This is a genomic window from Rhodocaloribacter litoris, from assembly GCF_011682235.2.
GTDB classification, from domain to species: Bacteria; Bacteroidota; Rhodothermia; order Rhodothermales; family ISCAR-4553; genus Rhodocaloribacter; species Rhodocaloribacter litoris.
This window is the reverse complement of record NZ_CP076718.1, coordinates 1,503,924-1,527,138: the sequence shown is the minus strand read 5'-3', so window position 1 is coordinate 1,527,138 and position 23,215 is coordinate 1,503,924. Positions and strand designations below refer to the sequence as shown.

Sequence of the window (23,215 nt, the reverse complement as noted above, 5' to 3'; positions counted from 1 at the left end):
TTGCTCTGTTTCAGCTTACGATTTAAGGGTGAGGTGGGGAGCGATGAAAGCCCACGGCTTTAGGGCTATGTTGGCCGTGTAGGGCCGCGTTGGCCGTGTTACACGGCCCTTGCGGCCGGACGGCCCCATGAGATAGCCCATGTGGGATGAAATCGCCAGCAGAGTATGACACACTAGGACGCGGAACGCGTCCAATGTCGTTGGCTTGTGTTAGCTTTAGATACATAGCGGCGTGTACGCGCCGCATAGGTATGTAGATACTCGCTAAGCGATGTGCAGGAAGACGCTCAAATACCGCCTCTACACGTCCAAGAAGGATAAGCACCTGATCGAGCAGATTGAGGTTGCTGCTTCGATCTGGAATCACTCCGTGGCGCTGACCCGCCGATACTACCGAATGTACGGAAAGCCTCTCGGCGCGAACCGACTGATGAAGCACATCGCTAAACTTCGCCGTCGCAATCCGTACTGGCAGAAGCTCGGATCGCAGGCCGTACAGGACGTAATCCAGCGACTCGACAGGGCCTACCAGCGCTTCTTCGCGGCGCGTACCGGACGTGTGCACGTCCGGCGCCGCTCCGATCGCGCCGCGTCCACGCGCGGGCGCAAAGCCGGGCGGCCCGGTTTCAAGAGCCGACACCGGTACTCCTCGTTCACCTTGAAACAGGCTGGGTGGAAGTACCTCGGAGGTAACCGGCTCCGCGTAGGCCGCCACAATTTCAAGTTTGTCCTCTCTCGTCCGCTTGAGGGCGAGATCAAGACGCTGACGATCAAGCGTGACCGCTGCGGGGATCTGTGGGTTTGCTTCTCCGTCGTCGTTGCCGATGTCACGCCTTCGGCAGTAGGCTGTGACGGCCACGCCGTTGGACTCGATTTCGGACTCAAGACGTTCCTGACGACCTCGGATGGAGACAGGTACGAAGCCCCACAGCCTCTCAAGCAGAGCCTTAAGGAGATGGCAAAGCGTCAGCGCAGTCTCTCCCGTAAGCTCCGAGGCTCGAACAACCGCCGCAAGGCCCGTATCCGCGTGGCCAGGCTGCATCGCCGCATCGCAGATCAGCGGCGGGACTGGCATTTCAAGTTGGCCCACAAGATCTGCGACGGCGCCGATGTGATCTGCCTCGAAGACCTCTGCCTGAAAGGGATGCAGGCCATGTGGGGCAGGAAGGTTGGTGATCTCGGCTATGGGCAGTTCGTATCGATTCTTCGGCATGTCGCACAGAAGCGTGGCAAGACCGTGTTGCAGGTGGACCGCTTCTTCGCCAGTAGCAAGACCTGCTCGGACTGCGGGGCCTTGAATCAGACCCTCAGCCTCTCGGATCGGGAATGGGTATGTGCTTCGTGCGGCAGTCTGCATGATCGCGATGTAAACGCGGCGGTAAACATTTGCAGGGAAGGGGCATCTTCCCTTGGGGTAGGCGACGTAAGACCGTCTACCACCCCCCTCGGTGGGGTGGGACGGCTGCCGCTGAAGGCTATCTCGTGAGGACGCGTTCCGCGTCCAAATAGCCGGGATCCCAGAATCCCACGTGCTTTAGCCGTGGGAGTATGTCAAAACCATGGCTCGAACGTTCCAACGTGGAACATTGAACCAGGGGAAGGAAGCATATTTTCGCTGAATTCGCCGGAGACGTTCGTGGCGGGCGTTTCGGGGTGGGACGGAACCGTTATCTTTCGCCTTTCCCCCTGAACGGGTGAACGTTCCACGTACCACGTGCCGCACGTTCCACATCTTTCACCTTTTACATGGAATCCTACCTCGAACAGGAGATCCGGTCCGCGCTCGGCGCGATGGGTGAGGTCCCGGAAGACTTCACGCTCGAATTCGAGAAGCCGAACAACCCGGAGCACGGCGACCTGGCGACCAACGTCGCCCTGAAACTGGCCCGCTCGTTCCGCCGGGCGCCCCGCCAGATCGCCGAGGACCTCGCCGGGGCCCTGCGCGGTCGGCTCGACCCGCGGCGGATCGCCGCCGTCGAGGTGGCCGGCCCCGGCTTTCTCAACTTCCGCTTTGCCCCGACCTACCTGACCGACCGCCTCGCCGCGCTGCTCGAGGCCGGCGAAGCCTATGGCCGCACCGACGACGGCAGGGGCCGGCGGGCACTCGTCGAGTTCGTCAGCGCCAACCCCACCGGCCCCCTGACCGTCGGGCACGGGCGCAACGCCGTCCTCGGGGATACCCTCGCCAACCTGCTCGAATGGACGGGCTACGACGTCACGCGCGAGTACTACTTCAACGATGCCGGGCGGCAGATGCGGATCCTCGGCGAGAGCGTGCGGGCCCGCTACCTGGCCCTGGTCGATCCCGGCCTGCCCACCAAAAAGGTGAAACGGGCCGAGGGCGACTTCGTGGAGGTGCCCGCGCCGTTTCCCGAGGACGGGTATCTGGGCGACTACATCGTCGACATCGCCCGGCAACTCTACGAGGAGCACGGGGCCGCCCTGGCACAGGCGGAAGACGTCACGCCGTTCAAACGTGCCGCCGAGGAAGCCATCTTCGCCGACATCGAGCAGACCCTGCGGCGCCTCAAGATCCGGATGGACACGTTCTTCAACGAGCACAGCCTCTACGAGAACGAAGCCGTCTGGGAAGTGGTCGAACGCCTGCGCGAGAAAGGCTACGTCTACGAGAAGGACGGGGCGATCTGGTTCAAGACGACGGCCCTCGGCAAGGACCAGGATACCGTCCTGGTCAAGTCCTCCGGCGAGCCGACCTACCGCCTGCCCGACATCGCCTACCACATCAACAAGCTCGAACGCGGCTTCGACCGGATCGTCGACGTCTTCGGCGCCGACCACATCGCCACGTACCCGGACGTGGTGGCGGCCGTGCGCCTGCTCGGCTACGACGCCGACCGCATCGAGGTCGTCATCTACCAGTTCGTCACGCTCGTGCGCGGCGGCGAGCCGGTGAAGATGTCCACGCGCCGGGCCACCTACGTCACCCTCGATGAGCTGATGGACGAGGTGGGCGAGGACGTGACCCGCTTCTTCTTCCTGATGCGCTCGCCGAACACCCACCTGGAGTTCGACCTGGACCTGGCCAGGGAGGCCAGCGAGAAGAACCCGGTCTTCTACCTCCAGTATGCGCACGCCCGTATCTGCTCGATTCTCCGGAAGGCGGAGGAGGTGGGCTTCACCTTTGGCGACACGCCCGACCTGAGCCTGCTCACGCACGAGGCCGAGGTGGCGCTGATGAAGGTGCTGTTCGACCTGCCCGAGGCGATTCGCCGTGCGGCCGAGACGAAGGAGCCGCACCGCCTGGCCAACTACCTCCGCGACGTGGCCGTGGCCTTTACCCAGTTCTACGGTCACTGCCGGATCATCGGTGAGGAACGGGCGCTGGCGACGGCCCGCATGCACCTGGCCCGGGCCACCCGCCTGGTCCTCCACAACGGCCTGGCCGTCCTCGGCATCTCCGCCCCGGAGCGGATGTAAGGATGCGTTGCACGTTGAACGTAAACGTTGAACGTACGACGCGAAACGTGCAACGCAAGAACCCGACGGTCATGAAAGTTGCCTTTCAGGGAGAGATCGGCGCATTCAGTGAGGAGGCGGCGTGTGTGCTGTTTCCGGAGGCCGAGGTCGTGCCGTGCCTGGCGTTTGAGGATGTCTTTGAGGCGGTGGAAGCGGGGCGTGTGGAGCGGGGCGTCGTCCCCATCGAGAACTCGCTCTTTGGCAGCGTGCACGTCAACTACGACCTCCTGCGGGCACACAACGTGCGGATCGTGGCCGAGCTCAACCTGCGGGTGCGGCACAACCTGATGGCGCTGCCGGGCGTCACGCTTGCCGACGTCCGGCAGGTACTCTCGCACCCCCAGGCGCTGGGGCAGTGCCGCGACTACCTGCGCCGCCACCTGGCTCATGCCGAGGCCGTGCCGGTCTACGACACCGCCGGAGCGGCAAAGATGGTGGCGACGCAGGGGCGGCGGGATGCGGCGGCCATCGCCAGCCGGCAGGCGGCCGCCGAGTATGGCCTGCACCTGCTGGCCGAGGGCATCGAAAGCAACCGGCGCAACTATACCCGCTTCCTGGCGCTGGCGCGCGAGGCCGATGCGCCCGTTCCCGAAGGCGTGCCCTGCAAGACCTCCATCGTCTACGCCCAGCGCGAAAACGTGCCGGGCGGGCTGTTCAAAAGCCTGGCCGTCTTCGCCCTGCGGGACATCGACCTGCTCAAGATCGAGAGTCGCCCGCTCGTGGGGCATCCGGGCAAGTACCTCTTCTACCTGGACCTGGCCGGGTCCCTGGCGCAGGAACGCGTGCGCCGCGCCCTCGACCACCTCGGCGAGATCGCTGCCGAGGTGAAGGTGCTCGGCTCCTACCCGGTCGGTGAGACGACGGCGTAGCACCGGGGGACGGCGTTCCCCTCACCGTCCCGGAGCCGGGGCGGTGGTGTCGGCACGGGTGTGGATGACGTCGCCGAAGGCGGAGTCGTCGCCGTTGGCGGCGTTGGCGGCCAGGTGGAAGACGACGGGTCCGCCGGCGGTGGGAGCCGTCCACCGGAGGGTCCAGCGGGCCGTGTCCGGAGCCGTGAGACCGGTGCCTGCTTTCGTATGGGCGGCATAGACCATGCCCGTCGCCTCCACGTGCTGGACTTGTACGCGGGCGTTGCCGGGGGTGAGGGTGCCGGCCGGTTGCCCGTCGGCCAGGCGGGCCGAGAGCTGGAAGCCGGCCGCGCCCAGGCCGGGGTGCGCCAGGGTCACCGTCAGCAGGTAGCCGGCGCCGGGCTCGTAGGCTGCCGGCAGGCCGTCGAGGGTGAGGCTTCCGGCCGAGGGGGTCTCGGGGCCGTCGAAGTGGCAGGCGTAGCACGTCGGCTCGCCGAAGCCGCCGGTGTGGGCGGGCGGTGGACCATCGGCATACCCGTACAGCCCGGCCCCGAGCAGGGACAGCACAAGGAGCGCCGGCCAGGCCGTGCCGGGGCGGCGCCGGGAAGAAGGGCTCATGGCAGGCGGGCCCGGCCGATGGTGTTGGTATCGGCACCGAACCAGACGGTGCGGGTCGGGGCGTGGAAATACATGTGGCGCACGGTGCCGCCGCCGCTCGGGATCTCGGCCGACGCGAAAAATTCCTCCGTGGCCGGGTCGAAGCCGACGAAGCGGTTCGGGTCCGGCCCCGACTCGACGAACCACAGGCGGTCCCGGTCATCGACGGCCATGCCGTAGGGGCGGGCATCTTCGCCGCCGGGCAGGAGCCACTCTTTGAACGCTTTCGCCTGCGGATCGTACCGGCCGAGCCGTCCTGCGGCATAGTCGACGTACCACACGGCGCCGTCCGAGGTCACGCCGATACGGCGGGGGCGCGCTTCCTCACGCGGCAGCACGATCTCTTCGAGCGTCATCGTCGCGGGGTCCACGGTGGCCAGCTTGTTCGTGCCGAAGAGCGCGATCCAGGGCCGGTTCTGCCCGTCGATGACGATGCCGTAGGGCCGCGCCCGGGGCGTGGGAACCGGGATGAGGTGCACCTGCTCGTCCGCCCGCGTGAACTTCCCGACGAAGTTGCCACCCTGCACGGTGAACCAGATGTCGCCCTGTTGGTCGAAGACGAGCGTGTGCGGGTCGCGGGCGGCGGGGTCCGGCATGGGATACTTGACGATGCTGCCGTCGCGGGGGTCGAGCTTGCCGATGTGTGCGGCCTGGTTGCCGGCATACCACACGAACCCTGCGTCATCGACGATCAGGTTGTGCGGGCCGGCACCGGCTTCGAGGTCGTAGCGCTTGAATTCGCCGGTTTCGGGATCGAGGTAGGCGGCATAGTCGGCCCGCTGGCCGACGAACCAGACGCGCCCGTCGGGTCCCACGTACGGGTCACGCGGGCGCGAGTTTTCCCAGGGCACCGGCCATTCGGTGATCTCCACGTCGTCTACGGCCTGGTGGGAGGCGGGCTGGGGCCAGCCCAGCAGCAAGGCGAGCAGGGTAAAGGCGTATCGCATGGGGTTCCTCCGGTGGTTCTGGCAAGAGAAAGGACGAAGCGACGCGCGCGGCACGGGCGCGGGGCTCCGGCGTCTCAGCGGTTCGCCGGCAGGTACTTGGCCGGGATGGGGCCGCCCGTGCGTTCGCTGTCCCAGAAAATGTTGAGGATCCACCAGCGGTTCCCGTCGTGGAGGAGCTGGAAGCTGTTGATACCGCGGGCGAACGGCTCCGGGTCGTCGGGGTGGTGCCACGAGGCGTACGTCGAGAAGACCTGGGCGATATGACCGTACTGCTCGGTCACGCGGAAGAGTTCCGTCTCGTAGAAGCTGTTTTCGTCGAAGTAGCGCCGGGCGTTTTGAGCGTAGTCGTTCGGGGAAAGCACGATGGGGCGTGCCGCTCCTTCGGGTGAGACGGCGACGGGGATCAGGCGGGCCTCCGGATGGAACAGGGAGCGGAAGCGGTCCCAGTCGCGGGCCTCGCCGGCGGGGCCGGAGATGACGTCGTACACGGCCGCAAGGATCGCGTCGATGGAGACCACGTCTCCGGGACTGGCTTCGGGCCAGGCCGTGGCCGTGCTGTCCTGGGCGTGGGTGGCGGCCGGCCGGGCAAGGATCATCAGCAGGCCGGCTGTGAGCAGGAGTCGGTGCATGGAGCCGTTGGGGAAGGAGAAGGGGATGGGGAGGAGGCGTCAGGCGGCCTCGGGTGTGGCCGTGTACGTGCGCCCCCACCGGTCGGTTGCTTCCACGCGGACGTCCACGGCCTCCGGCGCGGCGGGAGCGTAGAACAGGTGGTCGGTGGGGACGGGGTCGACCCATGGCCGGCGCTCGGGCCGGTCCGGTCCCCGGTGGAGCCGTTCGGAACGCGGGTCGGTGCCGGTGCGTCGTGCCATGAGGCCCCTGCGCTGGCCGTTCTCGTACCAGACGACCGTCCAGGCCGGGTCCCAGTCCCATACGTTGGCGACGATCTCGTCGGGGGCCTTCGGGTCCGCCCCCCGGGCGTAGACGCGCAGCCGGTGGGCCGGGTCGTGGCCGGTGGCCTTGTAGCGCCAGCGCAGCGTGCCGCCTCGGGCCTCGAAGACGGCATAGCCGTTCGGGGTGCCGTCATAACAGAGATCGCCGCTCCACCAGGCCCCGCAGGTGGTGCCGCAGACGTGTTCGTGGACGCCGCCCTCGAAGACGTGCTCGTGCTCGTGCGTGTGGCCCGAGACGATGTGGGCCTCGAAGGGTTCGAGCAGGCGGTAGAGGTATTCGCGGTTGGTGATCGATCCGGCAAGGGAGGGGCGGCTTTCCCCGTTGCGCCGGAAGCGGGTCGAGAGGGCCGGGATGTGGACGAAGACGACGACGGTCCGTCCCGGCTCCACACGGGCGAGGTCCTGTTCGAGCCAGCCGAGCTGGACGGCGTCGAGGTAGCCGAAGTAGCCGGCGCTGTGCCAGAAGACGTCGTCCAGCACCACGTAGTGCACCTCGCCCCGGTCGAACGAATAATAGGTGGGGCCGAAGTGGCGGCGAAAGGTCTGCGTGGAGGCTTCGTCGGTCGGTACCTCGAAGTCGAGGTCGTGGTTGCCGACGACCTGGAAGAAGGGCACGCCCATGGCGGCGACGGCCCGTTCGTAGTCCGGATAGAGGTCGAGGTTGTCGAACATGATGTCCCCGCAGGCCACGCCGAAACAGGGTACGTCTCCCAGGGCGGCGACGGTGTTTCGCACGTCGGGGACGGTCTCGTCGTGGAGGCGGGCCATCTCGTAGGCGTCCTGGGTCTGCGGGTCGGCCAGGACGAGGAAGGCGTGGTGCTCGTCCGGCACGTCGAGGGGTTCGAGGTCGAAGTGCGCGGTCATCTCGCCGCGTGCGTCCGGGCGCAGGGGGGCGTAGAAGCGCGCCGTGCCGGTGGGGTTTTGCGGGATGCGGTAGCCGGCGGGGACGGAGCAGTAGACGAACGGCCGGTGGCCGTCGGCCACCAGGGTGAAGGTGCCGTCTGCGCCCGTGGCGACGACCGTGCGCCCGTCGGTGACGGCCACGCCGGCGAGGCCGCGCCCGCGGGCGGCCACCSSCCCCGGACTCGCACCGGCGGCCCGGAGGGCACGGCCGGCCAGGGGCGGTACGGGTCCGCCCGCAGCGGGGCCGGGAGGAACAGCGCCGCCCCGGCCAGGGCGGTGGTCTTCAGGAAGCGCCGGCGGCTCAGCGGCGACGAAAGGGGGAGCGGGTCGGAGTCCGGCATGACAGGGTCGAGGGTGCGGGTCGAGAGGAAAGCGGCAGGGCGACCGGCAAGATCCGGCATCCGCCGGTTTCGTGCTTAAACCGGTCGTTAAGGGTTGCCGGGCGCTCCTTTTGTCAGCCTTCCCCGGAGGCGACGATCGAGCGCTGGAAGGCCTTCAGCACGAGCACCGGACAGGGGGCGCGCCGGATCACCTTCTCGGTGACGCTGCCCATGAGCAGGTGCTCCAGCCCGCCGAGGCCGTGCGTCGAGATGACGATCAGGTCGCTGTCGTGCTCCTCGGCGAACGTTGCGATGTCGCGACCGGCATGGCCTTCGATGACGTGGTACGTCACCTCGGCATCGGCGCCCGCCGTTTCCCGGAAAAACTTCATCAGGGCCTCGGTGGCCTTCTCCTCGATGTCCGGCTGGAGGTCTTTGATGGAGGTGGCGCCGAAGTTGTAGAAGGCCGGATGGAGGACCTCTTCGAGTACGTGCAGCAGCTGGAGGGCGGCGCCGTAGCGGGCTGCGAGTTCGCGGGCGACGGTGAGGGCTTCGCGGGCATGCTCGGAGAAGTCGACGGGCACGAGGATGTGCCGGACCGGCTCCGGCTTCCGGTCTTCTTTGTGCCGGCGTACGGTGAAGACCGGACAGGGGGCCGTGCGCACCACCTCCTCGGCCACGCTGCCGAGCAGCAGCCGCCGCAACCCGCGCCGCCCGTGCGTGCCGAGGACGATCAGGTTGATCCCTTCCTCGGCCGCATACTCGACGATGGCCGGGGCGGCCGAGACGTTGCGGCGGTGTACGTGGCGGATCGTGAGGTCCTCGACCGCCCCGTCGGGGAGGTGTTCGGCAGCGTCGTGATCGTCGATCAGGGTGCGAAGCCGCGCCAGGATGGCCTCCCGGTCCGGCAGGCGATGGGTCGGGTTGTGCGGGTCTTCTTCATAGAGCACCTCCACGTGCAGCAGGTGCAGCTCCGCGTCGTACTCGTGCGCCAGCCGGAGCGCATAGGCGAGGGCCTGCGCCGAAGTCTCGGAGAAGTCGGTCGGGAAGAGGATCTTGCGGATGTTGAGCATGACCGGTGTGCCGGGCTGGGTGGGAGGAAACGTGTGCCCGGAAGTTGCGAATTCGGCAGCAGGCATGCAACCATCGTCAGCCGGTGTCGCGCAGCAGGTGGCGGACGGCGTCCAGTGTGCCGTCGTTCGGGGCGGGCCGGAGGCCGAGCACGTGGGCCATCAGGGCGTAGAGGTGCACGTTCTCGAACGGGGCCACGGTGAGGCCCTGCCGGAAAGCGGGCCCGTGGGCCACGAAGAGGGCGTGCATCGACGGCAGGGCGTTGTCGTAGCCGTGCGAGCCGCCGCGGAGGCGGTCCGGGTCGGCCTCGGCCCGGGCGCGTTCGGTGACGATGCGCCAGCCCTCGTCGGCCACGGCGATCAGGTCCGGGATGCGGGGGTGCGCGCGGAAGTGCCACCGTGCGGGCGTCTCCTCGCGGCGGTAGACGTGCAGGTGCGGGTGGGCATCTTTGAGGGCGGCATAGACGGCCTCGAACCGTCCCGCTTTCGGCCGGGCCATGAGCACCGGGTCACGATCGACGATCGTCAGGTCGTCCGGGTCGATGTAGTCGTCGAGGGCGATGACGCGTTCGGGGCCGGTGGCCGTCATGCCGTGGTCCGAGAGGACGATCAGGTTGACACGGTCGTAGAGGTCCCGTGCTTCGAGCCCGGCGACCAGGCGGGCCAGGTAGCCGTCCACCCGGGCGACGGCCTCGGCCGTCTCGGGGGCGTCGGGGCCGTAGCGGTGGCCGGCCCCGTCCACGTCGCTGAAATAGAGGGTGATAAAGGCAGGGCGGCGACCGGCGGGGAGGTCCAGCCAGGCCAGCACCGTGTCGACGCGTTCGGGGCCGGGAACGCGGCTGTCGTAGCGTTTCCAGTAGGTGGGGCGCACCCCCCGGATCGCCGCTTCGGAGCCGGGCCAGAAATACGTGGCGCTGCGGAGGCCCTGTTTCTCGGCCGTCACCCAGAGGGGTTCGCCGCCCCACCAGCGGGCATCCTCCACCGCCTCGCGGTTGCTCAGGCTGAACCAGGCATCCATCGCCGGGTCGTACATGTTGTTGGCCACGATGCCGTGGTGCTCCGGATAGAGGCCGGTGACGGTGGTGTAATGGTTGGGAAACGTCTTGGTCGGAAAGGCGACCTGCATCCCGTCGGCGGCATGGACGCCCTCCCGGGCCAGCCGCCGGAGCGTCGGGGCGTCGTAGCGCTCCAGGTAGTCGTACCGGAAGCCGTCGAGCGAGATGAGCAGCAGCGCCGGCGGCTGAGGCCGTTCGGCACGGCAACCGGTAAGCAGCAGGCCGGTGAACAGGAGAGCCGGCAGCAAGGCAAGGCGACGCATGGACGAAGCGGAAACGGTAGGTTCGGCTAGAGCGAGCCCTCAAGATAGGCGGCCGCGGGGATGCAGGAAAGGCGACGGTGTTTAAGAGATCGTGGTTTCGGGAAAGAAAGAGCGGTGCGGCCGGCGCGGGGTATCGTGGATCGGGCCGGTCGTGCTCGTAATCGAGAAGAGGTGCACCGGGTGCTTGAAGCAACCCGAGGAGCCTGTGGAGGCGGCAAGAGTCTGGAAGAACTGGACGCGGAACTGGAGCAGATGCGTTCAGAGTGGGAACGTACGCTGTAGGGAACGAACGATTCGCCTACGTTGCCCATGCACCTCTTCGACAGCAATATCCTCATCTATCACCTCAACGATGCCTTGCCTCCGGTCGTACTTGGCAAGGTAGAGCGCTGGATCACGGAAGGGGCATTGATCTCCGTGATAACGCGCATTGAAGTCATGGGTTACCCACAGGCTGAGACGCAACTAAGGCAGGCGAGCAGGCTGCTGTCGTAGCCCTTCAAGGGCCGGTGGTTGAGCGAACGATCGATGTACGTCGCCGGCACCGTATTCGTTTGCCGGATGCCGTGATTGCTGCTACGGCGCTGGTGTAGGGCGCATCGCTGATTACGCGAAATCGCCGGGATTTTCAGTCGATCGATGGGTTGCAGGTGATCGATCCGTTTTCTGGATAGGGCGGGACGCAGGAGAAGAAGAAAAAGCCGGGCCTCGCCGTGGAGACCCGGCTTCGGGAGGCGGTTGGCAGGACTATTTTCGGCCGAAGAGGTAATAGAGGATCAGCCCGCCGACGGGGAAGAAGAAGATCAGCAAGCCCCAGAGCACCTTGTCGCCGAAGCTGCGGTCGCTGCCGGCCACTTCGAGCAACGCGATGATGTCCAGCACCAGGATGATCAGGCTGCAGAGGCCGTAGCCCCACGGGTTGTTGATGCGTTCGAGCAGGTTCGGGCCGCCGCAGCCGGCCAGCAAGACGGTCGAGAGGCCCAGCAGCAGGGCCGGCAGGAACACGGGTGTTTTCGTGTGCATGGTCCCTCCGGATCGTTGAAACGGTGCACGGTCAAGTTACGGCACCGTATACGCAAGTTCACAAAAAAGTTGGGGCCGGGTCGGGCGTGATAGGGAAGGGGAGAGGAACAGCCGTTTCGGCCGTCTCGTTGGAATCGCGATTTTCAGGGGCCGGGGATCGTCTCTTCGGCACGTATTCGTGGACGCGTTCCCCCTTCACGCCGGCTGCTGCCGGGACCATCGCATGGGAACGGCCGGAAGGCCCGGGCCTGAAATCCGCAATCCTCTTTAACCCGCAACCCGAACCGTTTCCGGCATGAAGATCGGCACCATCGACTTCGGCGACCGCCCGCTGTTTCTCGCGCCCATGGAGGACGTGAGCGACCCGCCGTTCCGCATCCTGTGCAAGCGGTACGGGGCGGACATGCTCTACACCGAGTTCATCTCGTCGGGCGGGCTCGTCCACGACGCCGAGGGCTCCTACCAGAAGCTCGACATCTACGACGAGGAGCGCCCCGTCGGTATCCAGATCTTCGGCGGGGACGTCGCGCAGGTGCGCGAGGCGACGAAGATCGTCGATGCGGCCGGGCCGGACGTGATCGACATCAACTTCGGTTGCCCGGTCAAGAAGGTGGTCTGCAAGGATGGCGGGGCCGGCATCCTGCGCAACCTGCCCAAGATGCGGGCCATCACGGAAGCCGTCATCGAAGGTGCCACACGGCCGGTGACGGTCAAGACGCGCCTGGGCTGGAACGACCAGTCGATCCGCATCCTGGAGGTGGCCCGGATGCTGGAGGACTGTGGCGTGCAGGCGCTGGCGGTCCACGCCCGCACGCGGGCGCAGATGTACAGGGGACAGGCCCGCTGGGAGTGGCTGCGCCGGATCAAGGAGGAGAGCGGCCTGCGCATCCCGCTCATCGGCAACGGTGATGCTACCACGCCGGAGAAGATCAAGGCGATGTTCGACGAGACCGGCGTGGATGCCGTCATGATCGGGCGCGGCGCCATCGGCAACCCCTGGATCTTCCGTGACGCCAAGCGCTACATGGCCACGGGGGAGGTGCCGCCCCCGCCCTCGTGGGAGGAGCGCCTGGCCGTCGTCTGCGAGCACCTGACGCTCAAGTGCGAGTGGCTCGGCGAGCGCAAGGGCGTGCTGGAGATGCGGCGCATGTACGGCGGCTACTTCAAAGGTTTCCGGGGCGCGAGCAAGGTGCGCCAGCTCATCATCGACGAGACTTCGCGCGAGCGCATCATCGAGAAGCTGATGAACGTCCGCGAGCACGAGCCGGACGTGCAGGTGGCGGTCCCGTCGCGACCGGCGAAGGCCGCCCGGCTGTCCGCGGCCCTGCTGGCGAAGCTCCCGAAGCCCGCCCACGACCTGCGCCCCGCCACGACGGAGGCATGAGGGCCGGGCGTCAGGTGGTCTGGTAGAAGGTCGCGGCCAGTTCGCGGAACGTCTCGAACGTCAGGGACTGGGGGCCGTCGCTGAGGGCCCGCTCTGGCTCCGGGTGGATCTCCACCATCACGCCGTGGGCACCGGCGGCCAGCGCGGCCCGGGCCATCGGCACCACCCAGCGCCACGTGCCGCAGGCGTGCGAGGGGTCGACGATCACCGGCAGGTGCGTGCGTTCGCGGACGACGGGCACGGCCGAGAGGTCGAGCGTGTTGCGGGTGGCCGTCTCGAAGGTGCGGATGCCCCGCTCGCAGAGGATGACATTCGGGTTGCCGTGGGCCAGGATGTACTCCGCGGCGGAGAGCCATTCGTCGATCGAAGCCATCATGCCGCGCTTGAGCAGGACGGGACGCCCGGCCTGCCCGACCTCTTTGAGCAGCGCAAAGTTCTGCATGTTGCGTGCGCCGATCTGCAGGATGTCGGCCTCGCGGGCCACGGCGGCGACGTCGGCCGGATGCAGCACCTCGGTGACGACGGGCAGCCCGTAGGCGCGTCCGGCCTCGGCCAGCAGGGCCAGTCCCTCGTAGCCCAGCCCCTGGAAGGCATACGGCGAGGTGCGAGGCTTGAAGCAGCCGCCCCGCAGGATGTGCCCGCCTAGGGTGTGGACCGCCTCGGCGCACGCCATGATCTGCTCCTTCGACTCGACACTGCAGGGGCCGGCGATCAGCACCGGCACGTCGCCGCCGATGGTGACCGGTCCCACCTGGATCAGGGTGTCATGCGGCCGGTGGGCCCGTGAGGCGAGCCGGTACGGCTTCTTTTCGTGCACGACCGTGCGGGGGGCCGGCTTCGGAGCAGGGGGCGGCACCGGCTTCGCCGGCCGTCCGTTCGGGAGAGCACGCGGCGGGAGGTGCTGTTGCGGGACGGCCCGGATCGGGTAGGAGCCCAGCACCTTCAGGTAGGGCGTTTCGGCTTCCAGCACCCGGAGCGCCGCCTCCACCTGCGCCTCGGCGACGTTGCCCTCGAAGTCAACGTAGAACAGGTATTCCCACGGGGTGTTCGTGCGGGGCCGCGACTCCAGCTTGGTCAGGTTGAGGCCGTGTTCGGCCAGCACGTTCAGGCAGCGCAACAGGGCGCCCTTCTCGTGCGCCGTGGCGAAGACGAGCGACGTCTTGCAGGGAATCCGCGTGTCGTAGGCGACCGGTGCCCCGGCGACGATGAAGAAGCGGGTGTAGACCTCCTTCTGGTTGGCGATGTGCCTTTTGAGCACGTGCAGGCCGTAGCGGCGGGCCACTTCCTCGGTCGTGATGGCGGCATGGGAGAGGTCTTTCTCGTCGCGCACCTGCCGGGCGGCCCGGGCGGTGTCCGGGCAGCTCTCGACGTGGCAGTCGCTGAGCGTGGCCAGGAAGGTGCTGCACTGGGCGATGTCCTGGGGATCGGCCGAGATACGGCGGATGAGGCGGAGCGGGACGGGCTCGATGGCCGCCAGGCAATGCTCCACTTTCAGCACCTCTTCGGCGACGAGGTGCAGCGACGTCTGTGCCAGCAGGTCGTAGGTCTCGTTGATCGAACCGGCGGTCGTGTTCTCGACCGGCAGCACGGCATAGCCGGCGTCGCCGGCCTCGACGGCCCGGGCGGCCTCGCGCAGGGTCGGGTAGCCGTGGCAGACCGGCTTCACCGGGCGCGCGCTGAAGTGATGCAGCGCGGCCAGATGGCCGTAGGCGCCCTCCGAGCCCTGGTAGGCGACCACCACCCGCTCCGGATGGTCGTGACCGGCCAGGTGATCGATCTGGTACCGGACGGAATAGTCGAGGATCTGGTGAAAGAGCGAGCGGACGAAGTAGTCGTTCAGCCCGGCCTTACGGGCCTGGTCGCTCATGCGGGTGAGGATTTCCTCCTCCCGCTGAAAGTCGCGAAGCTCGCCCCGGCTCATGGCCTTCAGGGCGGCAATCTCGTCGATGATGGCCTGGCGGGCCGCCAGGGCTTCGAGCAGGCGACGATCGACCTCGTCGAGTTGATGGCGGTAGGTCTGCAGGTCCTCGTGCATGGTTGCTTCGGGCTGGCGCCGGGCTGCCGGGACGGGTGGGAAACAAAAAAACCCGTCGATGCGGCACCGACGGGTTCGTGTTCACTTCGGGTATGCGTCTCAGCCTGTGGCCGCTCCCGGTCCGCCGGTGCCGCTTCCGCGATAGCCGAAGTAAAAGTAAAAATAGAAGGAGAACCGGCGCGTCTCGGCACCGGCTTCGCTCAGCGGAGCGGAGGGAGCGGTATGGAGCGAAGGCTGTTTCACGCGGCCCAAGGTACGATGCCGGCGCGTTTCCGTCAACCCCGATTTTGTCGCCGGCGGTGTGAAGGGGAAAATTTAAAGTGCTAAATTCGGGGCCCGAACGAGCCGCCGGTGTCTACGATGACCCGCCGCTCCGTCCGTCCACTCCTGCACGCTGTTGCCGTCGTCCATGTCCGAGCCATTCACCGCCGCGCTGCTTTTCGGGGTCGGATTGCTGGCCGGCGTGCTCAACGTGATGGCGGGCGGAGGGTCGGCCTTCACGCTGCCCGCCCTGATTTTTCTGGGACTTGACGGGGCCACGGCCAACGGTACGAACCGCGTCGCCATTCTCACCGGAAGCCTTTTTGCCGCCGCCGCTTTTCGCCGGGAGAAGGTGAGCCGCCTGCGCCGGAGCCTGGCGTTCGGCCTGTGGACGTTGCCCGGTGCGGTGGCCGGTGCCGTGGCGGCCGTGCGTATCAGCGATGCCTGGTTTCAACGCATCCTGGGGCTCGTCATGGTGGGCGTCGTCGTCTCGATGCTGTTGCCCCGGCACGAGGATGCCTCCACCACGACCGAGGGGACGTCGTCGTGGTGGATCTACCCGGCGCTGCTGGGCATCGGTTTCTACGGCGGGTTCATCCAGGTGGGCGTCGGCTTCCTGCTCATGGCGGCGTTCTATCATCTGCTGCGGATGAACCTGGTCTATGTGAACCTGCACAAGGTGACGGTGGTGCTGCTCTACACGCTGCCCGCCCTGGCCGTCTTTGCGTGGAACGGCAACGTGGACTGGGTGCTGGGGGTGAGCCTGTCCGCGGGCAATGCACTCGGTTCCTGGTGGGCTGCCCGCCTGGCCGTGCGGCGTGGCGAGGGGGTGATCCGCCTAGTGATGATCCTGGCCCTTCTGCTCATGGCCGCCAGGCTCCTGGGGGTGATCTGATGCGGAGGGGTGTTTCGTCAAACAGGGTGAACGGTGAGAGGCTACGGCATGCGCGAGACCGGGACAGGCATTCGGCTGGGACTGCGGGAGAACTGGCAACAGTTCGTGCTCCTGCTGCTGGTGAACGGTTTCGTCGGCGTCATGGTGGGGGTGGAGCGCTCGGTGCTTTCGCTGCTGGCCGAGACGGTGTTCGGGGTGGCTTCGGCGACGGCGGCCCTCTCGTTCCTGATCGCCTTCGGGCTGACGAAGGCCGTTGCCAACTACGTGGCGGGCGACCTGGCACAGCGTGTCGGCCGCCGCCGCCTTCTGCTCATCGGCTGGCTTTTTGCCCTGCCCGTTCCGCTCCTGCTCGGATGGGCGCCCTCCTGGAACTGGGTGGTCGCCGCGAATCTGCTGCTGGGGGTGAACCAGGGGCTCGCCTGGTCCGCCACCGTGATCATGAAGATCGACCTGGTGGGACCCCGGCAGCGTGGTCTCGCCATGGGCCTCAACGAGTTCGCCGGTTACCTGGCGGTTGCCCTCGCCGCGCTGGGGGCCGGCTACCTGGCTGCGGCCTACGGGCCCCGCAGCGGTCCCGTGTGGATCGGCGGGGCGGCGGCGCTGCTCGGGCTGGGGTTCACCCTGTTCTTCGTGCGCGACACCGGGGCGCACGTCGAACTCGAGCACGCGATGGTCGCCCCGGCGGCGGGAGGCGGGCCGGAGGAGCTGCCTTCGGGCTTCCGGGCGAGGCTGTGGTATGCGAGCTGGAGGCACCGGTCCCTTTTCGCCACGAACCAGGCCGGCTTCGTCAACAACCTCAACGACGGGCTTGCCTGGGGTCTCTTCCCGCTCTTTTTCGCCCTCGAAGGGCTGTCTTTCCGCGAGATCGGCTGGCTGGCGGCGCTCTATCCGGCCGTATGGGGGATCGCCCAGGTGGGCACGGGGGCACTCTCCGACCGCACCGGGCGGCGCCTGCTCATCGTCTCGGGCATGATGCTGCAGGCCCTGGGGCTCGGGCTCTTTGCGTGGGCGACGGGCTTTTACGGGTGGGCCACGGCGGCGGTGATCCTCGGGCTCGGCACGGCGGCGGTCTACCCGACGTTGATCGCCCAGGTGAGCGACCTCGTGGCGCCCCGCGACCGTGCCGGCGGCGTGGGGATCTACCGGCTCTGGCGGGACCTCGGCTACGTCGCCGGTGGCCTGCTGGCCGGGGTGCTGGCCGACCTGCTCGGCTACCGCGTCGCCATCGCGTTCGTGGCGGTGCTGACCGCCCTCTCCGGCACGGTCGCCCTCCGGTACCTGCCGGCGCGACCCGGTGCCCGGCGGGAAGCCGGTTCCACCTGAGCCGGTCTCCCGCGTCCGGCCTATGCGACGTGCCCGGGAGAGGCGGCCCCGGGCACGTCGTGCCTATCGCACCCGCGTGGCGGCGAGGCTTTGGCGTTGTCGCCCGTCGGAGAGGAGGAGGAAATAGGTGCCGCTGGGCAGGGGGTCACCGGCACGGCTCCGTCCGTCCCATCGTACCTCGTGGGTGCCCGGTGCCAGCACGGCGTCGACGAGGCGCCGCACCTCCTGGCCCAGCACGTTGTAGACCGTGAGCGTGACGTGGGCGGAGGCCCGGAGGCCGAACCTGATCGTCGTCGCCTCTCGGAAGGGGTTGGGGTAGTTTGCCTGAAGGTGCAGGGTGAGGGGCGGAACGTCCGGTTCTACGGCCACCGCCCGGCCGAAGACGCTGACCGGTGCGGTGGCCGTGCTTTCCACGGAGTTGGCGCTCACGGCGGTGACGTAGTAGTGGTAGGGGACAGGGGATGCGGGCGGGCGGTCGTGCCAGGAGAGGGTGCCCGTCACACCCAGCAGGTTGCGGCTGTCGGCCAGGACGGTTTCCGGGTCCGGCGGGCTGTCGGCCTGGACGCGGTAGACGGCGAATCGCCGCGCTTCCGTGTTGGTTTCGTTGACTTCCGGCAGCGACCACGAGAGCGCTATCGTCTCGTCATCGAGCCAGGTATAGGAGAAGGCGACGGGGGCCGGCGGGGGGATCAGGTCTTTCCACGTCATCATCGGCGTGAGGGCCGGTACGGCGAAGAGGTCCGTTTTGAGCGAGTCGGAGAAGCCCTGGGAGGGATAGGTGGTGAGGTTGCGGGCCCGGAAGAACACGCTGCCGTGGATGTCGTCCCGGGCGCGGTTGAAGCGCACCTGGGCGGGGATTTCGCCGGGGGAAAAGAGGGTGCCGGCGTACGTGTTGGGGTCGCTGCGGTAGAGGCCGTGGCCGGTGTAGAGGTGGCGCCCGTTCATCTGCGAGGCCCACCAGGGGGCCAGTTTGGCATAGTCCTGCCCGCCTCCGAAAGGCCAGTAGAGCTGGGGGACGAGGTAGTCGATCCAACCCTGTGCGAGCCAGTTCGGGGCATCCGCATAAATCACGTCGTAGGCTGAAAGGCCCACGATGCCGGCCGGAACGCCGCTGCGCCAGATGCCGAAGGGGCTCACGCCGTGTTTGATGATCCGTCCGGTTTCCTGTTCGAAGGCCGTGAGGCGTTCGTGCACGGTCCGGACGAACATGTTGATGTTGTACCGGCGCCAGGTGGCGATGCTCGTAAAGCCGGTGCCGTACGTGGCGTAGGTGTCCTGGTCTTCCGTCGTGATCTCGTTGGGGGGATAAGGGTAGAAATAGTCGTCATAATGGATGCCGTCGACGTCGTAGCGCGTGACGATGTCCATGATCACGTCGGCAATGTAGGAGCGGACGTCGGGGATGCCGGGGTTGAGGATTTTCAGGTTACCGCCGTCGAAGCTCAGGAGCCATTCCGGGTGCGTGACCGCAATGTGGTTCGGGGCGAGGGGCGTGTCGCCGGTCACGGCGCGGAAGGGGTTGATCCAGGCATGCAGTTCCATGCCCCGTTTGTGGGCTTCTTCGATGGCGAAGGCCAGGGGATCGTAGAAGGGTTCGGGGGGGCGGCCCTGTTCGCCGGTGAGCCAGGCCGACCAGGGTTCGTAGGAGGAGGCATAGAACGCATCGGCGGCGGAACGCACCTGAAAGAAGACGGCATTGATGCCTGCTGTCTTCAGTTCGTCCAGCAGGGCGATAAGCTCGCTCTGCTGCGCCGTGGGGGAGGTGCTCCGGGGCCAGTCGAGGTTATGGACCGTGGCGATCCAGGTACCCCTGAATTCTTCTTTGGGATAGACGGTGTGGGAGTGCTCCGTCGAAAGGGTTTGTCCCGGCGCGGGGATGGACTGAAGCAGCAGGCCGGCCAGGAAGCAGGTGAAGGGGAGCAGATAACGGGCCATCGGGTATCGGGTTCGGATAAGGTTTTTCAGGGCATCCGGGTACCCGGATGCCCTGAAAAACCTGGATGAACAACGTGGAAGAGCATCTCAGCGGATCAGGATCATGGTTCCATAACGACGTTGTTCGTTGGCTTCGAGCACGTACAGATAGGTGCCGCTATGCCAGTTTGTGGCGTCGAGCACCTCTTCGTACGTTCCGCTTCCGAGGAGACGATCCACCAGCACCGCCTTTTCACGGCCCAGCAGGTCATAGATTTTCAACCGGACGTGTGCGGGTTGTTCGAGCGAGAAGGTGATGCGCGTCCTGTCCCGGAAGGGATTCGGAAAGTTCGGCGACAGGGAGAAGGTCGACGGGACGTCATCGAGTTGTTCCAGCCGGGTCGGTTCACCCAGTGACACGCCATCGGCCCGCGAGAAGACCTGTACCGACGGTGCGATCTGGCTGAACTGGGCTACGTACGCCATATTACCGTCTGGAGAAAACGCCAGGCCGCGCGGCCGGCCGTCGACGAAGCCTGCGTAGATGGTTTCGTCGTTCGACCAGGTGATGCTTCCCTGCGGAGTCGGTACCGTGTTCGGCGTCAGGTCGTTGATATCGAAGGAATACCACGTCTGGGGGAGCCAGCGGGTATTGAAGCCCTCGTAGTCGTTGGGGGGGTCGTTGGGCGAGCCGGCCGCCACCCACAGGTAGCCCGTGAGCGGATCGCGGCGCATGGATTCGGCATCGACCCCGGGGATGACGACACCGATGGAATCATACGGGGAGAACTCGTCCGGACGAGCGTATTCGATCACGGCGTTGTTGGTATAGCCAGCCCAGAAGATCCGGTTGCCGTCGGGTGAGACCTCGAAGCCGCGCGAGAAGCCGTGCGTGACGTCAATGGCGTTCCCCAGGTAGTTGAGGTCGCTGTCGTAGATGGCGATCGGGTCGCCAGGAAAGACGCCTGAAACGTAGACGTTGTTGTTTTCGTCAACGGCTGCCTCCGTGATGCCTCGTGGATCCAGCACGGTGTTGGTGTTCACCTTGGCGAGGCCGGCTCCATTGGTGTAATCTATCTTGTAGAGCATGGTGAACTGAGAGGCGATGACGTTGCCGTCGGCGTCGGTCGTCAACCCGCGCCCGGTGCGGTTCTGCCAGGCTTTGTTTCCGTTGGAATCCACACCGAGGAATCCTCCCAGCGTGTCACGTTCTCCTCCCGGAAAGTCGAGAAATTTTACGGGGGAGAAGTCGGCCGGTGTGCCGTCCGGGTTGAATACATAGATGACTTGCACGTCACGGTATCCGTCACGGCCTTCCGGATCGTCGGCTTGGAAGAAGGGGACCTGCACGCTGTCGGTGGCACCGAAGGGCTGAATCCAGATCTTACCGTCCGGATCGACGGCGACACCGTGGGTCGAGCTGAATTGCAAGTCCGGATCAGGGGGGAAGACGCCTTCGAACCGCCACTGCCCGAAAACGTGGGCCGGCAACAGGAGGATCAGGCCGATAAGTGGTAGCAGGGTTCTTTGCATGGTAACACACCTCTGGATGGTTTAGGGGGACGATCTATGTGATGCGAAGGCATCCGGGGTTAGAGATCAGGGACGTTCGTGCAGGGTGTTGATCAACAGGATTTCGGTGTTGGCGGCGTCCAGGCGGGCGTAGATGCTCGTACCTTGGGCCCAGGCGAGTGCGCCCAGCACCGGGGGCACGACGCCAGGGAAAAGGGGGGCGGCCTGCCCTTCAGGCGAAATCAGCACGAGCGGATCCGGTGCATTGGATCCGACCAGGAGCGCGCCGTCTGCCGTGATGGCCAGGGCATGGGCGCGTGCGCTGAAGGTGTCCTCGAAGGCAAAAAACAACTGTGGTTCGCCCCATTGTGCCTGGTTGACTTCCATGCGGTAGAGGACACTGTGTCCTTCGGTTATGGCTGCTATGTAAAGCCATCCGTCATGATAGACCAGGTCGGATATGGTGGCCTCGAAGGGAATGGCCTCGACGGTGCCGGTTGGTGCAATCCGGTACAGGTTCGGATTGGGGCCGCCGGTCCATACGTATCCGTATTCGTCGAGTGTCAGGGCGGTCAGGCGGACGGTCCGGTCATCAATCACAGCCCAAGTTTCCTGGGTTCCTCCTCCCGCTGGAAAGCGGAAGACGGCACGGACACTGCGGACGGCATAGAGTTGCCCGGTGTCATCCAGGGCAAGGTCATCCCATTTGAAGGGCGTGGTGATGTAGTCGGACCGCGTGCCGTCCGGGGCTATTTTTTTGATTCCATCCGAGACGTTGTTCACGAAGAGGGAGACGTACAGGTTGCCTTCGGGATCGGAGGTCATGCCGTAGGCATTTTCGAAGTCTTTCAGGTCGGCAAAGTCTACGGAGACGGCTTCCAGCGTGTAGGGGAGGGGCGTACTGAAGTTCTCGGCGCCGATTACGGCCACGCGCAGGTCGTAGGTGGCTCGCGGGCGGGACAACGTGGGTGTGAAGGGGAGCTGGGGAGCTTTGATGACGATCTGTTCGGGCGAGGCCGCCAGGATCTGGGCACGTTGTTCACCTACGAACACGACGTTCCGGTCGGTCTCGGCGGCAAAGTGTTCCCCGATGATGGTGATCTCGTCGACCCCGGCCAGTGCCCGTTCGGGGGGCAGGAGGCTGTGTACGACGGGGTCGGGGTCCAGTTGGCGGTCGGGGTCATAGAGGCTCTCGGCCGGCCCGAAGTCGCAGCCGGAGAGTGCCAGTAGGGGAAGCCCGTAAACAAGCAGTACGAGACGCATCGGGAAAGAACGCAACATGGCTTTCAGAGGGAAAGGCGCATGGCCACACGGTGAACACCCGAGAGACCGTAGAGGCTGGCAGATTCGTTAAAGACGCCGAAGTCGGTGTAGGCATAGTCCAGCCCGAGCAGCAGTCCCCCGACCTGCTGGCGGATCCCCAGCCCCAAGTTGATGCCCTGTTCGTCGGTGGGGAACATGTATCCTGCCCGCAGGGACAATGCGTTCAGGAAAGTGTATTCTGCCCCCACTTTGATGAGCTCGTCATAATCGCGCGGGGTTTCGGCGTCTATGGTGAGGAGCAGGGTGTGGGTGCTGGAAGGCGTGTTTGTGAGATCCAGCACGTTCATGGCAAGGCCGAGACGCAGCGCCAGCGGTAACTGGAAGCTTTCTTCTTCATAGACCACCTCTTCGGCGAAATTGCGGGCGGCCACGGCGAAGGTGAGGCTGCGAAAGCCGGTCTGATACCGCATGCCGAAGTCGAATGCCAGGACGCCCAGGGTATTTTCCTGCAGGAGGTAGCCATTGCCGGTGCGTTGTGTGACACTGTTGCCGAGATCCTGGTGCACCCATTTGATGTGCCCTCCGATGGCAAACCGGTCGGTAAGTGCACGTGCGTACCCTATTCCCAGGGCTAGGGCCGTTGGGCGGATGTCGGGCAGGCGTTCGAAACCCTGCTCGTTATTGGCACGCACCGTGGTTTTGATATGGCCGTAGTCGACGGCGGTCAGGGTGAACCCGAAGACTCCCAGCCGTCCACCGAAGGGGCGGAGGGAAAAGCCGAGGTTGTTGTAGCGGATATCAGCGATCCAGGTGACCTGGGCCGCCATGAACGTGAGGGCATGTTGCTGCAGAGCCATGCCCGAGGGGTTATAGTAGAGCGAGGTCACGTCGCCTTCCATGGCGGTGACGGCATCGCCCAGCGCGGCCGCCCGGGGGTCCACCGAAACGCTGAGAAACTTCATGCCCGTCTGGGCCAGCTTTTGAAGGTTTTCCTGGGCATGGGCTGGTTCCGAAAAGGGGAGAAGCAACGCGAGCAGAAACCCGACTACGCTCCCAAGCCCGTGGGGATGTTGTCGCCGAGAAGAGAAAGGATTCATGGTGCTTCCGCTCCGGTT

The 23,215-nt window shown here is 66.2% G+C and carries 19 protein-coding genes and 1 pseudogene; 7 read left to right on the top strand and 13 right to left on the bottom strand.

The window, feature by feature from the left end; genetic code table 11:
* The first annotated feature begins 271 nt into the window (after nucleotides 1-271).
* From GQ464_RS06300 to pheA, 3 genes are all read left to right on the top strand, one after another.
* Nucleotides 272-1,486, top strand: coding sequence for an RNA-guided endonuclease InsQ/TnpB family protein (locus tag GQ464_RS06300; protein WP_228350666.1), 1,215 nt, complete (start codon nucleotides 272-274; stop codon nucleotides 1,484-1,486).
* 260 nt (nucleotides 1,487-1,746) lie between these two features.
* Entirely contained in the window at nucleotides 1,747-3,438 is a 1,692-nt protein-coding gene (gene argS, locus GQ464_RS06295; RefSeq protein WP_166981604.1) for an arginine--tRNA ligase, read from the top strand.
* Nucleotides 3,439-3,509: 71 nt separating this feature from the next.
* Nucleotides 3,510-4,346: a prephenate dehydratase gene (gene pheA / locus GQ464_RS06290; protein ID WP_166981607.1), complete on the top strand. Its 837-nt coding sequence runs from the start codon at nucleotides 3,510-3,512 to the stop codon at nucleotides 4,344-4,346.
* A 21-nt stretch (nucleotides 4,347-4,367) separates the two neighbouring features.
* Here pheA and GQ464_RS06285 read toward each other — a convergent pair whose 3' ends face one another.
* The 7 genes and pseudogenes from GQ464_RS06285 to GQ464_RS06260 form a co-directional block, all read right to left on the bottom strand.
* Nucleotides 4,368-4,943, bottom strand: coding sequence for a choice-of-anchor V domain-containing protein (locus GQ464_RS06285; RefSeq protein WP_228350665.1), 576 nt, complete (start codon nucleotides 4,941-4,943; stop codon nucleotides 4,368-4,370).
* Nucleotides 4,940-5,929 (bottom strand): Vgb family protein, encoded by a 990-nt coding sequence (locus GQ464_RS06280; RefSeq protein ID WP_166981610.1) that lies wholly within the window; start codon nucleotides 5,927-5,929, stop codon nucleotides 4,940-4,942. Before GQ464_RS06280 ends, GQ464_RS06285 begins: the two co-directional genes overlap by 4 nt.
* A gap of 74 nt (nucleotides 5,930-6,003) precedes the next feature.
* The gene (locus GQ464_RS06275) at nucleotides 6,004-6,558 is read right to left on the bottom strand and encodes a hypothetical protein (RefSeq protein ID WP_166981613.1); all 555 of its coding nucleotides are present in this window, start codon (nucleotides 6,556-6,558) and stop codon (nucleotides 6,004-6,006) included.
* A 39-nt stretch (nucleotides 6,559-6,597) separates the two neighbouring features.
* Nucleotides 6,598-7,953 carry a calcineurin-like phosphoesterase C-terminal domain-containing protein gene (locus GQ464_RS06270; RefSeq protein ID WP_228350664.1) on the bottom strand — a complete coding sequence of 452 codons (1,356 nt, stop codon included), beginning with the start codon at nucleotides 7,951-7,953 and terminating at the stop codon, nucleotides 6,598-6,600.
* Nucleotides 7,954-8,051: 98 nt separating this feature from the next.
* Nucleotides 8,052-8,123: pseudogene (locus tag GQ464_RS19165) on the bottom strand (hypothetical protein); the annotation flags it as partial.
* 113 nt (nucleotides 8,124-8,236) lie between these two features.
* A complete protein-coding gene (locus tag GQ464_RS06265) occupies nucleotides 8,237-9,241 on the bottom strand; it encodes a universal stress protein (RefSeq protein ID WP_228350663.1) in 1,005 nt (334 codons plus the stop codon).
* A 10-nt stretch (nucleotides 9,242-9,251) separates the two neighbouring features.
* Nucleotides 9,252-10,490 (bottom strand): alkaline phosphatase family protein, encoded by a 1,239-nt coding sequence (locus tag GQ464_RS06260; protein ID WP_166980195.1) that lies wholly within the window; start codon nucleotides 10,488-10,490, stop codon nucleotides 9,252-9,254.
* 309 nt (nucleotides 10,491-10,799) lie between these two features.
* Between GQ464_RS06260 and GQ464_RS06255 the strand changes: the two genes are divergently transcribed.
* A complete protein-coding gene (locus GQ464_RS06255; protein ID WP_166980197.1) occupies nucleotides 10,800-10,985 on the top strand; it encodes a PIN domain-containing protein in 186 nt (61 codons plus the stop codon).
* A gap of 252 nt (nucleotides 10,986-11,237) precedes the next feature.
* Here GQ464_RS06255 and GQ464_RS06250 read toward each other — a convergent pair whose 3' ends face one another.
* Nucleotides 11,238-11,513, bottom strand: coding sequence for a PLD nuclease N-terminal domain-containing protein (locus GQ464_RS06250; protein ID WP_166980199.1), 276 nt, complete (start codon nucleotides 11,511-11,513; stop codon nucleotides 11,238-11,240).
* Nucleotides 11,514-11,808: 295 nt separating this feature from the next.
* Between GQ464_RS06250 and dusB the strand changes: the two genes are divergently transcribed.
* Nucleotides 11,809-12,897 (top strand): tRNA dihydrouridine synthase DusB, encoded by a 1,089-nt coding sequence (gene dusB, locus GQ464_RS06245; RefSeq protein ID WP_166980201.1) that lies wholly within the window; start codon nucleotides 11,809-11,811, stop codon nucleotides 12,895-12,897.
* 10 nt (nucleotides 12,898-12,907) lie between these two features.
* Here dusB and GQ464_RS06240 read toward each other — a convergent pair whose 3' ends face one another.
* Nucleotides 12,908-14,932 (bottom strand): bifunctional 3-deoxy-7-phosphoheptulonate synthase/chorismate mutase, encoded by a 2,025-nt coding sequence (locus tag GQ464_RS06240; protein WP_228350662.1) that lies wholly within the window; start codon nucleotides 14,930-14,932, stop codon nucleotides 12,908-12,910.
* A gap of 409 nt (nucleotides 14,933-15,341) precedes the next feature.
* Here GQ464_RS06240 and GQ464_RS06235 point away from each other — a divergent pair, with 409 nt between their 5' ends.
* Nucleotides 15,342-16,088, top strand: a complete 747-nt coding sequence (locus GQ464_RS06235) for a sulfite exporter TauE/SafE family protein (RefSeq protein ID WP_166980203.1) — start codon at nucleotides 15,342-15,344, stop codon at nucleotides 16,086-16,088.
* 48 nt (nucleotides 16,089-16,136) lie between these two features.
* Nucleotides 16,137-17,411 carry an MFS transporter gene (locus tag GQ464_RS06230; protein ID WP_166980205.1) on the top strand — a complete coding sequence of 425 codons (1,275 nt, stop codon included), beginning with the start codon at nucleotides 16,137-16,139 and terminating at the stop codon, nucleotides 17,409-17,411.
* Between the two features lie 63 nt (nucleotides 17,412-17,474).
* Here the strand turns inward: GQ464_RS06230 and GQ464_RS06225 are convergent, their stop codons facing one another.
* From GQ464_RS06225 to GQ464_RS06210, 4 genes are all read right to left on the bottom strand, one after another.
* Nucleotides 17,475-19,346: a glycoside hydrolase family 10-like protein gene (locus tag GQ464_RS06225; protein WP_166980206.1), complete on the bottom strand. Its 1,872-nt coding sequence runs from the start codon at nucleotides 19,344-19,346 to the stop codon at nucleotides 17,475-17,477.
* Between the two features lie 87 nt (nucleotides 19,347-19,433).
* Nucleotides 19,434-20,858, bottom strand: a complete 1,425-nt coding sequence (locus GQ464_RS06220) for a T9SS type A sorting domain-containing protein (RefSeq protein WP_166980208.1) — start codon at nucleotides 20,856-20,858, stop codon at nucleotides 19,434-19,436.
* Nucleotides 20,859-20,924: 66 nt separating this feature from the next.
* Nucleotides 20,925-22,118, bottom strand: coding sequence for an IPT/TIG domain-containing protein (locus tag GQ464_RS06215; protein ID WP_166980210.1), 1,194 nt, complete (start codon nucleotides 22,116-22,118; stop codon nucleotides 20,925-20,927).
* 5 nt (nucleotides 22,119-22,123) lie between these two features.
* Nucleotides 22,124-23,197: a PorV/PorQ family protein gene (locus GQ464_RS06210; protein WP_228350661.1), complete on the bottom strand. Its 1,074-nt coding sequence runs from the start codon at nucleotides 23,195-23,197 to the stop codon at nucleotides 22,124-22,126.
* Nucleotides 23,198-23,215 lie beyond the last annotated feature (18 nt).

Excerpts from the sequence above, each read along its gene's own strand:
- GQ464_RS06300 (WP_228350666.1), top strand. The coding sequence starts at position 272 with ATGTGCAGGAAGACGCTCAAATACCGCCTCTACACGTCCAAGAAGGAT.
- argS (WP_166981604.1), top strand. The coding sequence starts at position 1,747 with ATGGAATCCTACCTCGAACAGGAGATCCGGTCCGCGCTCGGCGCGATG.
- pheA (WP_166981607.1), top strand. The coding sequence starts at position 3,510 with ATGAAAGTTGCCTTTCAGGGAGAGATCGGCGCATTCAGTGAGGAGGCG.
- GQ464_RS06285 (WP_228350665.1), bottom strand. The coding sequence starts at position 4,943 with ATGAGCCCTTCTTCCCGGCGCCGCCCCGGCACGGCCTGGCCGGCGCTC.
- GQ464_RS06280 (WP_166981610.1), bottom strand. The coding sequence starts at position 5,929 with ATGCGATACGCCTTTACCCTGCTCGCCTTGCTGCTGGGCTGGCCCCAG.
- GQ464_RS06275 (WP_166981613.1), bottom strand. The coding sequence starts at position 6,558 with ATGCACCGACTCCTGCTCACAGCCGGCCTGCTGATGATCCTTGCCCGG.
- GQ464_RS06265 (WP_228350663.1), bottom strand. The coding sequence starts at position 9,241 with ATGCCTGCTGCCGAATTCGCAACTTCCGGGCACACGTTTCCTCCCACC.
- GQ464_RS06260 (WP_166980195.1), bottom strand. The coding sequence starts at position 10,490 with ATGCGTCGCCTTGCCTTGCTGCCGGCTCTCCTGTTCACCGGCCTGCTG.
- GQ464_RS06255 (WP_166980197.1), top strand. The coding sequence starts at position 10,800 with ATGCACCTCTTCGACAGCAATATCCTCATCTATCACCTCAACGATGCC.
- GQ464_RS06250 (WP_166980199.1), bottom strand. The coding sequence starts at position 11,513 with ATGCACACGAAAACACCCGTGTTCCTGCCGGCCCTGCTGCTGGGCCTC.
- dusB (WP_166980201.1), top strand. The coding sequence starts at position 11,809 with ATGAAGATCGGCACCATCGACTTCGGCGACCGCCCGCTGTTTCTCGCG.
- GQ464_RS06240 (WP_228350662.1), bottom strand. The coding sequence starts at position 14,932 with ATGCACGAGGACCTGCAGACCTACCGCCATCAACTCGACGAGGTCGAT.
- GQ464_RS06235 (WP_166980203.1), top strand. The coding sequence starts at position 15,342 with ATGTCCGAGCCATTCACCGCCGCGCTGCTTTTCGGGGTCGGATTGCTG.
- GQ464_RS06230 (WP_166980205.1), top strand. The coding sequence starts at position 16,137 with ATGCGCGAGACCGGGACAGGCATTCGGCTGGGACTGCGGGAGAACTGG.
- GQ464_RS06225 (WP_166980206.1), bottom strand. The coding sequence starts at position 19,346 with ATGGCCCGTTATCTGCTCCCCTTCACCTGCTTCCTGGCCGGCCTGCTG.
- GQ464_RS06220 (WP_166980208.1), bottom strand. The coding sequence starts at position 20,858 with ATGCAAAGAACCCTGCTACCACTTATCGGCCTGATCCTCCTGTTGCCG.
- GQ464_RS06215 (WP_166980210.1), bottom strand. The coding sequence starts at position 22,118 with ATGTTGCGTTCTTTCCCGATGCGTCTCGTACTGCTTGTTTACGGGCTT.
- GQ464_RS06210 (WP_228350661.1), bottom strand. The coding sequence starts at position 23,197 with ATGAATCCTTTCTCTTCTCGGCGACAACATCCCCACGGGCTTGGGAGC.